Annotated in this window: 10 protein-coding genes; 2 read left to right on the forward strand and 8 right to left on the reverse strand. The window is 34.1% G+C overall.

Annotated features, from left to right (window positions below):
* Window positions 1-87: 87 nt before the first annotated feature.
* The gene (locus tag P163_RS04005; protein ID WP_034887934.1) at window positions 88-732 is read left to right on the forward strand and encodes a protein-L-isoaspartate(D-aspartate) O-methyltransferase; all 645 of its coding nucleotides are present in this window, start codon (window positions 88-90) and stop codon (window positions 730-732) included.
* A 92-nt stretch (window positions 733-824) separates the two neighbouring features.
* On the opposite strand, the gene P163_RS04010 is transcribed toward P163_RS04005, so the two are convergent.
* Both P163_RS04010 and smpB read right to left on the reverse strand, forming a co-directional pair.
* Window positions 825-3,308, reverse strand: a complete 2,484-nt coding sequence (locus tag P163_RS04010; protein WP_034887937.1) for a DUF5686 and carboxypeptidase regulatory-like domain-containing protein — start codon at window positions 3,306-3,308, stop codon at window positions 825-827.
* A 53-nt stretch (window positions 3,309-3,361) separates the two neighbouring features.
* A complete protein-coding gene (smpB, locus tag P163_RS04015; RefSeq protein ID WP_034887939.1) occupies window positions 3,362-3,817 on the reverse strand; it encodes an SsrA-binding protein SmpB in 456 nt (151 codons plus the stop codon).
* Window positions 3,818-4,063: 246 nt separating this feature from the next.
* Between smpB and P163_RS04020 the strand changes: the two genes are divergently transcribed.
* Window positions 4,064-4,810 carry a DUF6503 family protein gene (locus tag P163_RS04020; protein ID WP_034887941.1) on the forward strand — a complete coding sequence of 249 codons (747 nt, stop codon included), beginning with the start codon at window positions 4,064-4,066 and terminating at the stop codon, window positions 4,808-4,810.
* 33 nt (window positions 4,811-4,843) lie between these two features.
* On the opposite strand, the gene P163_RS04025 is transcribed toward P163_RS04020, so the two are convergent.
* From P163_RS04025 to lysA, 6 genes are all read right to left on the reverse strand, one after another.
* Window positions 4,844-5,158, reverse strand: a complete 315-nt coding sequence (locus P163_RS04025; protein WP_034887943.1) for a rhodanese-like domain-containing protein — start codon at window positions 5,156-5,158, stop codon at window positions 4,844-4,846.
* Window positions 5,159-5,160: 2 nt separating this feature from the next.
* Window positions 5,161-5,445, reverse strand: a complete 285-nt coding sequence (locus tag P163_RS04030; protein ID WP_034887945.1) for a rhodanese-like domain-containing protein — start codon at window positions 5,443-5,445, stop codon at window positions 5,161-5,163.
* Window positions 5,446-5,714: 269 nt separating this feature from the next.
* The gene (locus P163_RS04035) at window positions 5,715-7,583 is read right to left on the reverse strand and encodes a DUF389 domain-containing protein (RefSeq protein WP_034887947.1); all 1,869 of its coding nucleotides are present in this window, start codon (window positions 7,581-7,583) and stop codon (window positions 5,715-5,717) included.
* 161 nt (window positions 7,584-7,744) lie between these two features.
* Window positions 7,745-8,158 carry a response regulator gene (locus P163_RS04040; RefSeq protein ID WP_034887949.1) on the reverse strand — a complete coding sequence of 138 codons (414 nt, stop codon included), beginning with the start codon at window positions 8,156-8,158 and terminating at the stop codon, window positions 7,745-7,747.
* Window positions 8,145-11,222 carry a PAS domain S-box protein gene (locus tag P163_RS17735; protein WP_051931107.1) on the reverse strand — a complete coding sequence of 1,026 codons (3,078 nt, stop codon included), beginning with the start codon at window positions 11,220-11,222 and terminating at the stop codon, window positions 8,145-8,147. Before P163_RS17735 ends, P163_RS04040 begins: the two co-directional genes overlap by 14 nt.
* A gap of 225 nt (window positions 11,223-11,447) precedes the next feature.
* Window positions 11,448-12,656: a diaminopimelate decarboxylase gene (gene lysA, locus P163_RS04050; RefSeq protein WP_034887950.1), complete on the reverse strand. Its 1,209-nt coding sequence runs from the start codon at window positions 12,654-12,656 to the stop codon at window positions 11,448-11,450.
* Between the last annotated feature and the right edge of the window lie 113 nt (window positions 12,657-12,769).

Raw genomic sequence — 12,769 nt, forward strand, 5'->3', positions numbered from 1 at the left:
AGTTAGCACGAGAGTTAAATAATAATTAAAACTTAGCTTGAACCCTAGGGTATGTTTGATTAATTTTATCCCGTAAAACATAAAAAATTGCTAAGAGATACATTTAAACATAAAGGGAAAAGACAACAGTTAGCTGCCATTGTGGAGGCAAAGGGAGTTAAGGATGCTAAAGTCTTGGAAGCTATTAGAACTATCCCAAGGCATTTATTTATGGATAGTAGTTTTGAAGACCATGCCTATCAAGACAAGGCCTTTCCAATAGCTGCAGATCAAACCATCTCACAACCCTATACCGTAGGATTTCAGTCTGAACTTTTAGAGATCAAGAAAGGAGATATGGTGTTGGAAATTGGTACCGGAAGCGGATACCAAACAGCGGTTCTTTGTGAACTTGGAGCAAAAGTTTATAGTATAGAGCGGCAGCGAGAACTTTATAGAAAAACAAAATTATTTCTTTCTAAAATTGGATACAGGCCAAAGCATTTAAGTTTTGGAGATGGCTACAAAGGATGGCCAGAATATGCTCCTTTTGATAAGATAATTGTTACAGCAGGTGCACCCTATGTACCAAAGCCATTATTAGCTCAATTAAAAGTAGGAGGTAGGTTAGTGATCCCTGTTGGAGATAAGGTACAGGTAATGACTCTTTTTATTAGAAAATCTGCAAAAGAGTTTGAAAAAAGAGAGTTTGGAGATTTTAGATTTGTTCCGCTTTTGGAGGATAGAAATTAGAATGAATTTCCTCTTTTGTATTTAATACAACTATTCAATTTGATGATCTCTCTTTATGTTTAGCTTGCCTCAGCATCTGAGTGTAAAATTATCTATTCAAAAATACCCAAGAATTTCAGCCCAAATATAAAAGCACCTTCTTGTTGCCCATTAAAATTAGAGACCACATAGTCTAACCTTAAAAATCTGTATTTTCCAAAGCCTAGATTATTTAAGCCTACAGAATATTCTGTATAAGGATTATTGTCTTTGGTAGCAAGCAAGTGCGCCCCGATCACCAAATTGTAATTCAATTTATTTAATAAAGGGAGCTTTCCTAAGATAAACCCTTTAAAATTATGCTCTGCATGTGCTTCTAAATAGTTGTTATTGGTACTTAATTGATAATAAGGTAATAGGTTGTATTTGTTGAGGTAAGAACCGTTTCCAATACGCGTTTGGTTACCATCAAAATGTCTGTAATCTACAAAAGCTATAGCTTCCGCATTTATAAAAGTTCCTCCTTTTATGCTATACCCAAAAGACCCTTTATTGCCTAGTTCTAGATCTTGAAGGATCCAGAATTTGAACTGATCATAATTGTAATTTGAGATATCTGCTGCAAATCCTTTTTCGTAACCTAAATACAGAGTAGGATATTTATTGGAAGAAATATTATATTTTCCGTCCGGATAGCTCATATAATTCTGATCGAAATTGATCTTACCAGCCAAATTAAATTTAAAAATATGATGATCTAGAAATGGTTTTGAGTCAAAATTATCGGGTTGTAACGGGTTGTTAGAGGTATATTGCACATCATCATTAGTAACCCAATATTGATCTGTAGTATTTAGCAAGGCAGATCTATCTTGAAAGCTAAGATCTGTTTGAATTTCTAGTCCGTTAAAGACTTCTTGTTGCCAGGCAATCTTTCCAAATTTACGTTGATATAGTTTAAGGTAATTTCTCTCAAAGAATAAACTTGCAATATCATTCATTCTTGTTGAAATTGGATTGGTGTCATTGATCTCTGCAGTTTCAATTCCACCTGAGATACTTAGCACTGGTTTGCTGAAATTGTTGAATTTTTGTTGAAACTCCGCGGTATATCTAAGTTTATCTTCACTAAATCCATAGTTAAGTTGAGTCTTAAGTCTCCAGTACTTTCCAGAATTCTCCTGCTGTTCTTTTCTATAACTTATAGTCACATTCGTATTCCATCCCTGCACGGTATTAAAATGAGTGCCAAATAAGGGAGAAGATATACTAAATCGCTGTTTTTTATAAGAGTTGGCATAACTGTAGCCAAAAGCTAGATTAGAAATATTGAAGCTGTTTTGTGCAGTGTCTACAGAGTCCAAATATTTTTTAGAGGTTTTTAATATTTGTATGCTGTCTTTTCTAACATAATCTGTAAGTTCTTCATCTGTAAGGGGCACGGGTCTTAAGCTTTTCCAAAACAAAGAGTCCTTTTTATTAGCCTTTTCTGCAAAAGACATTACTTCTCTAGAAAAGCTGCTCTTTTCAAACTGAGGGGTGAAATTGTAATTGCTGTATACCGCGGTAAATCTTCCATCTCCGGAAATTCCGAACATTGCAAAACTAAAATCTACCGTTTGCGAGATCTTTATCCAGAACTTGTTCTCTTCAGAATATTTGAAATTTTGAGTGAAGGTAAGTCGCTCTATAGGCGAAAATTGGATGGCTTCTCCCGTAGTATCCAGTTCTACCCCAAAGATCTGCCAAGAATTATCTACGATATAAATGTATCCGGAGAAAACCCTGTCATTAGGTCTTTTTGGTTGTACCATAATTTTATTGATCAATTGTCCGGTATCAGCATAAAAGATACCTTCTAATTTATAGGTGTAGTAATTAAAAGCATAATCTGCAATTGGAGATACTATTTTAGCGTTGAGGCCTATAGTGTTCTTATAAAAAGAAAATTCAGATTCTCTGGCAGAGTTAAGGCTAAAGCCATTATCATCTCCACTAACTTTAGATGCGAGGATAGTTTCTTTAAAATCATCTGGCGCTTTAAATGCAATATTAGAAATAGTTTCACTAAGATAGACTATGCCACTGCGGGTAGAGTCTAAACCTCCCCCAAGATCTCCTACTTCTTGGCCTAGGATTTTTTCGGGAGCATTCTTAATACGCCATAAACCTCGAGAATAGTAATTAGCGGTATATTGTTCTAATCTTGCCAGATTTTTATTGCGATTCTCTATAGCCTGCTTTATGATCTTATTTGCAGGATTTTCTTTTGAATTGATAGTAACTTCTTCAAGATTGGTAGTAGTTTCTTGAAGGGTAGCATCTAATATAAGTGGTAACTCTTTTATTGCTACATTTTTTCTAAGCGTTTCATAGCCCAGGAACTGAAATACAATATTATAGGTGCCGGTTTTGTCTATGTTTATCTGAAATTTTCCGTCTTCGTTGGTAGTAGTTCCAAATAGGCCATCTTCAGTATAGATATTAACATATGGCAGGGTTTCTCCATTCTTGTCTGTAACGGTGCCCGAAACTTGAGAAAAGCTAAGATTAGAGATAAATAAGAGCACAAATAAGATGCGTAATTTCCAGATCATTAAGATAAATTTCTGTCGGGAAATTAGCGAAAATTACTCAATAGGGTTTAGGCTTAGTTAAAATCTTTTTTAATTCGGTCTAGCCTACGTTTGCTTTCGCGATCTTTAATGGTCTCTCGCTTGTCATATAACTTTTTACCTTTTGCAAGACTTATCTGCATTTTTGCAAGTCCGCGGTCGTTAATAAAGACTTTAAGCGGAATAATCGTTAAACCAGAATTCTTAACCTCTTTTTCGAGTTTTCTTAATTCACGTTTTTGAAGTAACAATTTACGCTCGCTCTTAGGGTTATGATTGAAATGGGTGGCATGAGAATATTCCTCCACATGCATGTTAATAACAAAGAGTTCGTGATTTTGAAACTCGCAAAAACTTTCTGTAATAGAAGCTTTTCCTAATCTGATAGCTTTTATCTCTGTTCCTGCCAATTTGATTCCTGCAATATATTTATCCAGAAATTCATATTCAAACTTAGCTTTCTTATTCTTTATGTTGATGTTATTCTTCATACCACCACAAAAATAGGAAGCTTTCTATAAATTAGCATCATTATTAAGATTTCGTTCTAATAAATGCTTCGAATATTTTAAAAGAACCTAAGGTAATTCTAAGTGTACCTATAATTTTGGCTTGATCTTATTTAAATGAATGAAGATGGATGATGAAAGATACATGCGGTAAACGTTCAATGAAGAGCTATCTATATTTAATAGATGTATGTTTTTGTTTATATTTGAAGTTGTTATAATATTCCTATGAAAAACCTACTTTTAGTCCTTTCTTTAGTGCTCTTTATTTCCTCATGTCAAGATAAAAAAGAAGAGATCACTGCTCAAGAGATCATCGATAAAACTATTGAGAAGTCCGGAGGAGCCAATTACAAAAAAGCTACTATCGAGTTCAAATTTAGAGAGCATACTTATAAGAGCGTTAGAAATGGAGGAGAGTATCGCTTAGAGCGTACTACGGTAGATTCTACAGGAACTTTTGTAGATGTGTTGAGCAATACAGGTTTCGAACGTTTAAGGGGAGATTCTTTGGTGAAGGTGCAGGATTCTATGGCGCTAAGAATTGGGAGTAGCGTAAATTCTGTTCATTACTTCGCAAATCTTCCGTACGGCCTTAATGACAGAGCTGTTAATAAACAACTTGCTGGAGAAACTATAATAAAAGGAGAGCCATATTATCAGCTAAAAATTACTTTTCAGCAAGATGGAGGAGGAGAAGATCATCATGATGAATTTATGTATTGGATACATAAAGATAATTTTACGGTAGATTATCTAGCGTATAAATTTCATGGGTCTGAACGCGGAATTAGATTTAGAGTAGTTTACAATCCGCGAGTTATAGAAGGAATTCGTTTTGTGGATTATGAGAATTATAGTGTAGAAGATTTTAATATAGATCTTAGAGACCTTGGTAAGATGTACGAAAATGGGGCGCTAGAATTTGTGTCAAATATTGAAAATGAGAATGTTCAAGTACAAATTAGAAAATGATCTTAGAAGGTAGGTGCTATAGATTTTGTTCTTTTAGAGCTTACTATTTAGCCTTTGCCATCCACCGCCGTTATAAACCTGAGTAAAACCATTTGCTTTTAGCACTCCTTTAGCAGAAGCACTTCGCATTCCGGAAGCGCAACAGGTAATTATAGGTTGTTCCTTATTTTTTAAGGTATTCAACTTTCCTTGTATATGTTCAAGAGGAATGTTTTTGGCACCTTGTACATGCCCTTGATTAAATTCATTAGGACTTCTAACATCTAAAATAAGTGCTCCATTTTTCACCAATTCAGCATAATCTGGTGCAGGAGTAATACCTAATAAGCTTTTAATTCTTTCTAACATGATCAATCGGTTTGTGATAAATAGAAATTTACATCCAGCCACGAGCCGGCATTATAACATTCAATATCATTTTTAGAGATATATTGCTGAGCTTGTCCGCTTCTATTTCCAGATCTACAGCATAAAATTAAAGGTTTTTCTAATTCTTTAATTTCCTCCATTCTTAAAGGTATTTCATTAAGCGGAATATTTATAGCTCCTACTACACTACCTCCAATAAATTCTGCAGGGGTCCTTACATCTATAATCGTCCCGCAATGATCTTTAATCATTTCTTCTATTTCCATAAACTTAATTTTTACGCGACTGTTTTCAAATCGCTTAAGACAAATTTAAATTTATAGATGCAATTTTTCGGTAACCTTTGTTACAGAGATACTTAGTTGAGGTGATGTGTATGTTCTAAGATAATATTTCTTGATTAGAAAATTGATTAATTTCAATTTATATCCATTAAAATATTGATAAACAGAATTTTATATCCTTAGTTAAATATGCTAAATGCTAACTGAGAGATAATTATACTATTAGCCAAAACAATGTAACTCCTATACTTCTAAAATTCTATTGCGGAAATCACTTCTAACTTAATAGGTTTATTAATCTTTTCTTCGATCTTGGTTTTTATCATTTTCATCTTATTTGCATCTAAAGATTCTGAACTTACCAATTTTACTGAGATCAAAAGCGGTTTCCCTATTCTAACCTTAATATCTTTTAAAATGGCTTCATCTAATTTTATACCTTCTAACTGACTAGTAATTTGTGCTTCGGTTTGTATCCTGTTAAAGGAAAGTGATAGTGGTATCATTACACAAACCAGAATAATAAGTGTATAGATCAATCCCATTCTAGCTCTTCTAAATGGTGCGAATCCTAAAACTAGAAAAGTGATACCTGCAAACATGATGATGCCGGCAAGGTTGGTAAGGTAGAGAAGAAAAGCTCCAGAGAATACTTCCCAATCCAGCCAACCAATCCCAATTCCTGCAACAGCTAATGGTGGAACTAGTGCCACAGCAATTGCCACCCCGGCTAAACTTTTTGCAATACCTTCTTTAGCATGCGCATAAGCTGCTGCAATTCCAGAGGCTACTGCTATTCCCATATCTAAGAGCGTAGGAGAAAGACGTGCATCTATTTCTGATGTAAGAACCTTTAGGGGGATTATTAAACTTACCCCTGCGGCAACAAGTAATGCTACAGCAGTTCCAATGAGAATCGTTGAAATTCCAGTTTTTAGCATATTGGTGTCATATCTAACCATTCCCATAGAAAATGAAACTATTGGAGAGATAATAGGTGCAAGGATCATTGCCCCTATAATTACAGGAGAAGAATCTCCGAACAAGCCAAAAGAGGCTATTAATGTGGAGAGCACCATCATTACGATAAATGGGGAGGTAAGCTTAGCATTCTCTCGCAAGACTTTGAAAAGATCTTGAAATTCTTCTGTGGTAGCTCGTGGCCACCATGGCAGTGTTCTTTTTGTAAGCTCCTCGGTTTTTTCTCCCGTTGGCAATTTTTCTATTTTAATACTTTTCTTAGCTTCCTTACCATTTTTATCGTTAATGTAAAGGCTGCTTTGCCTAAGTTTTAAGGTTTGGGGTTCTATATGAACTTCAATCTCTTCGTTTGTTTCCTGCTTACCATCTACTGTATAATCTAAAGATCCACATTTATTTATACATAAATTTGATGTCTTTATTCTGCCAATAAAATCTGGTAACTGATCAAAGGTTTTGGTATTTGGTACCAAACTTCTAAATAAGAACCATATAAGTTCTAAAATGTTCTGAGGAGAAATAATGAGTGTATGAAACATTCCATCGTTCATATAACTATCTTCTATTAATCTTTTTGAAATAATAGAACTAGAGGAACGTTCTACAATCACAATCCCTAAACCAGAAGTATTAATTAATTTTTCTCCATCTACGCTCAAATTAAATCGCCTATGTGATAAATGGGAAAGTTTTCTAATATTCTTTAGAAAATTATAGAATTCTGAAAAAAGGTTGTTGTTATGATCCTTTCTTTTCAAAATAAAGACACTTCCAATATTCACAGATTGAAATACGGGTTTTCCATTACAGAATAACATGTCTAGATTATAACTTTCCTCTAGACCAAAAATATCTTCCAGACTTTGCTTAAGGTCATTTTCTATACCGAGTCCTTTTCCAGTAAAAATAAGTTCGGGGTGGGGGAGTATGGCAACTTGCCAATTTTGCTCTGCTGCTTTAGGTAAAAATTCTGATAGCTCCTGATCTCCTAGGTAGGTAAGAATTACAGACTTTTCTGAATCTTCTATATCTAAAACATTATCATAGGTAAGTAATTGATATTCCTTGTTTTCTAACAAAGGTAAGATCTCAGTTTTAACCTCTTCTAGATCAGTATTTTGATGCAGTATATAAAGCATTGGCTGTTATGGGCTTTTCTTACTGCAATATAAGATAATTTAAAACCGCCAATTTTTCATTTAACCTTATGTTGGGAGGGAAATGCTTTTGTTTACTTGAGATCCTTAAAATTTAATATTAGCACAGCGCTAAAAAATAAATTTTATATTATTAAGAAAAACTAATTCACTTTTTGCTGACTTTCGCTAATCATCAATTCTTTTAAACTTTCCATAGAGATAGGCTTTACAATGTAATTGCTTACATGATCATAAGCTTTAGCTTTTATAACATCGTAAGGATCTACGGATGAGGTTACTATATAAATGGTGATCTCCTTATTAGAAGGGATCTTTACAAATTCATCTAAAAACTCCCAACCATCCATTACAGGCATATTAAGATCTAATAAGATAACATCTGGCATATTCTGTTCCTTATTGGAGATAATAGCTTTTAGGTTACTAATGGCTTCATGACCGTTATGAAAAACAAGAAATCCATTGCAGAAATCTGCAATTTGCATGATCTTTTTGGCGCTAAAAACAAAAATAGGATCATCGTCTATAATGCAGGCAATATCAATTTTTTTCATACTTAAAATATATTTTGAAAGTGGTTCCTTTATCAACGGTGCTTTCTGTTTCTATCTTACCGCCTAAAGCTTCAACCTGATTCTTAGTGATAAAAAGACCTATCCCTCTGGCATCCTTATTTTTATGGAAGGTTTTATACATCCCAAATAATTTTGACTCATTCTTTTTTAGGTCGATCCCAATACCATTATCTTCTATACTCAAAACAACAAATTCATCTTCTATATATGTACTTAGTTTTATATAACTATCTCTTTCTCGAGAGCTATATTTAACTCCATTGGTAAGGAAATTTAGCAAGATACTATCCATATAAGCAGGTATTCCTAAAACTCTTATGGTAGCATCTACCTCATTAATGATCTTCACATCAATATCTCTAGCAATGGCGCCAATGTTTTTTGAAGATTTATCTATACATTCCTTTAGGTCTATCTTTACAAGATTGTCTTTCATAGAAGTGTTGATGAGAACAACTTCATTAAGGTGAGCAATGGTTTCTTTAAGGTTTTCTGAAGCTACGTTCAGATATTGGATCATTTCATTCTCTTTAGCCTCCGGATTCTCCTGAACGTAAAGATCTAATAGCATTTCAAAATTTCCGGAATGAGATCTTAGGTTATGAGAAACAATATGTGCAAAGTTCTTTAAGCGCTCATTTTGATCTTTTGTAACTTCTAATAATGAAATAATTTCTTTCTCTGCATTTTTAAGCTGCGTGATCTCTGTCCCAATTCCTAAATATCCAATAATCTCTTTCTCATCTTTTATAGGAGTTACGGTTAAAAGTACAGGAAATTGAGTGCCGTTCTTTCTAACATAGGTCCATTCTCTGGTATCAAATTGACCTTTATCTGCCAAAGCTGTAAGCGGTTTGATATCTCTTACATCTATTCCAAGAAGTTTTTCAAGTTCTCTACCTCTTTTTTTGATCTCTTTTTTTAGATGAATTTTTTGAGGGGAACATTTATTTTCCATTTCCTCTCTAGAATATCCCAGTAAATTCTCTGCTCCTTTATTAAAGGAAGTTATTATACCGTTGGTATCTGTAGCAATAATACTCACTCTAGAACTAGCCTGAAAGATACTTTCTAAATAAGCCAGCGTATTTTGTAGCTTCTGTTGTGTCTTTTTCCTAAGGGTAATATCTGTTATCTGCGAAACAAAATGTAGCGGAGCCCCTGTTTCATCTAAAACTATGGAGACAGAAAGTATTCCGTGAATAGTTTCTCCATTCTTATGAATGTAACGTTTTTCTATATGATAGAAATTTCTAATCCCTCTAATTAGTTCTTCCAGACGTTGGAGATCTATTTCCAGATCATCCGGATGCGTGAGATCTTCCAGAGTAGATTCTAGAAGTTCTTCTTCAGTATATCCAAATATGGAGCATAGACTTTTATTCACTTCCACCCATTGTCCTGTAATGTCTACTATTGCCATTCCAATAGCTGCATTTTCAAAGTTACCTCTAAATGTCTGCTCACTAATTCTTAGTCGATCTTCGGCTATTTTTTTTGTAGTAATATCATGCATGGCAACTACAGCACCAAGAACATTTCCATCAATATCTTTTAAATGCGAGCCATTTACGCTCACGATCTTATAGGTTCCGTCTACTTTTTGAATTATAATTTCTTGATTTTTAACAGAGCCTGTTCTTAAAGATTTTATGAGCGGGATGTTCTCTGTAGCAAGCGGGGTTTCCCCATCTGCTTCAAATAGATTATAATACTCCGGAAATTCGCTTGGATTTATAGGTTCTGCGGGTAAACCATGCCACTCGTGAGTGGCTTTGTTGAAAAGGGTAAGTTTGCCTTGTGTATCGCAACAAACAATTCCAACTTCAATATTATTGAGAACAGCTTCCAATAAAGCTTGTTTTTCTTTTATGGCTTGCTCTGCTGCTTTAATTGGTGTAATGTCTGAAGTGTGCATTAAAATTCCGCCAATCTCATTATTGTGATTGTACCAAGGGCTTACTTCCCAGCTTAACCAATGCAACTCACCATCAAGGCCTATATAAGAATCTTCCTCTTTTTTTAAGGTCTTCCCGCCTAAACATTCCTTATGTATAGCTTTCCATTCATCACTGATGTTAGGAAATATATCGTAATGACATCTTCCGATAATTTCGATCTCATCTATGCCGTAACCAATCTTCCAACGCTGTGAAGCCGCAAGATATCTCATGTTATTATCAAACATGGCGATCTCACTTGGAGCCTTATCTATAAATAATTTATTTCGTTCGAATTCTTTTTTTCGCTGAGTAATCTCTTCATGAAAACCTGTCATCCACTCAGCTTTTCCATCTGGAGTATAACTTACAACTTTACCCTTATCCAGCACCCAGATCCACGAGCCATTTTTATGTCTCATTCTAGCTTCGCTCTCGTAGACATCGTTTTTTCCTGAAATGTGGTCATCTAACAATTTAGCACATCTTTCTGTATCGTCTGGATGACAGAATCTATTCCAAATGTCTGGAGTAATGGGTTGAAGTTCTTCTAAAGAGTATCCTAGAATTTTAGCCCATTGCTCATTAAAAATTACTTCGTGAGTTTGTAGGTTCCATTCCCAGGCTCCAATTCCGGTACCTTCAATTATTTGTTCGTAATGTTTTATTTTTTTGGCAAGATCGTCATTGGAGGTAATGTTCTTTAAGCCTATCAATTGGCGTATAGGTTCATTTTTCTCATTATAAACTAGATATTGCGCAGCTTTAAATGTAAGAACCTTCCCAGATTTATGATGATACTCTTTAAACTCATCAAACTCCTGAAGATCAAAATTAATAGTGGTTAGGTTTTCTGAATACTCTGCTTTAGAATCTATTCTTAAGAGCCTAGAGCTTTTGTATAACTCCTTAGAGCTTTTTAATTTTGAAACCTCTTTCTTTAAATAACCAAGGCTATTCCAAAACTTCATATCCTGCCATTCATGATCTTCATTTATAAGATCACGAAATATGATTCCATCTAATCCGGATTCTTGAATAAAGTCAAATATTCTGATATCCTTTTGAATTAGTGCATGTAATTCTTCCTTAAGATAAGTCATTAGTAGGGTTTCATATTGAGGACACTTTTACTAATATATATAATGATTTTATAAAAACCTTCAATTAAAAAGCAATTATTTTGCATCATGCTGAAAGTGAGCGATTAAATGATGTGATTTTTTAATGCTAATTTCTCTGAAGGAGTTCTTATAAGATCATATACGACATAATAAGACTTTTGGATGATACCAAAGGTCTAAAAGTAAGGTCTTAATTTACCAATGCTAAGAAATATCTACCATGATCTGATGTTGAATAAGATCATCAAAAGTTTCTCGTTTTCTAATTAAATGCGCTTTTCCATCATTCCAAAGCACTTCTGCAGGTCTATAGCGTGAGTTAAAATTACTCGCCATAGAGTAGCAATAGGCTCCGGCATTACTAAAAGCCAAGATATCTTCTTCTTTAATTTCGGAAATTCTTCGGTTGTTTGCAAAAGTATCGGTCTCACATATGTAACCCACTACTGTGTAAAAACGCTCTTTACCCTCCGGATTAGAAATATTATGAATTTCATGATGAGACCCGTAGAACATAGGTCTAATTAAATGATTAAAACCGGTATCTATTCCTGTAAAGATGGTAGAGGTAGTTTGTTTAATAACGTTTACACGTGCTAAGAATTTCCCAGATTCACTTACCAGAAATTTTCCAGGTTCAAACACCAACCTTAGTTGTTTGCCATATTCTTTACAGAAGGTTTCGAATCTTTGGGTAAGCTTTTCACCTAATTCTTCAATATCTGTTTCTATATCTCCTGGCTTATAAGGCACTTTAAAGCCGCTTCCAAAATCTATAAAATCAAGATCTTTAAAATTCTTGGCTGCTTCAAAAAGAATTTCTGAAGCATAGATAAAAACACCAATATCTAGAATATCACTTCCGGTATGCATATGAATACCATTAATATTCATCCCTGTATTTTCTACAATTCTTAGTAAATGAGGCATTTGGTGAATGGAAATTCCAAATTTAGAATCTATATGACCTACCGAGATATTAGAGTTTCCACCAGCCATAACATGCGGATTTATTCTAATGCAAACCGGAACTTTTGGATGCTTAGTTCCAAACTGTTCTAATATAGACAGGTTGTCTATATTTATTTGAACACCCATTTGTGCTACCTGTTCAATTTCTTCTAAAGAAACTCCATTTGGAGTGTATATAATGCTAGAAGCATCTGCACCAGCCTTTAGCGAAAGTCTTACTTCCTGAATAGATACAGTATCTAAGCCGCCGCCTAAGGAATTTATCAGTTTTAAGATGGAGAGATTAGATAACGCTTTTACTGCATAATTAATTTGAAGATCATCAACGTTACTAAAAGCATTTTTTAATCTGTTGTATTGAAATCTTATCTTTTCGGCGTCATATACGTAAACCGGTGTACCAAATTCATCTGCTATAGCAAGTAAGTCTTGATTTGTCATTTAAAGTAGAATTTTACGTTGCAAAATTAACCCACAATTTTAATTATATATAAGTAATATCCAAATATTACACATTAAAGATATCTGTTATATTTATTGGAGGATGTATAAAT

It is taken from the genome of Gillisia sp. Hel_I_29 (assembly GCF_000744275.1).
Taxonomy (GTDB): domain Bacteria; phylum Bacteroidota; class Bacteroidia; order Flavobacteriales; family Flavobacteriaceae; genus Gillisia.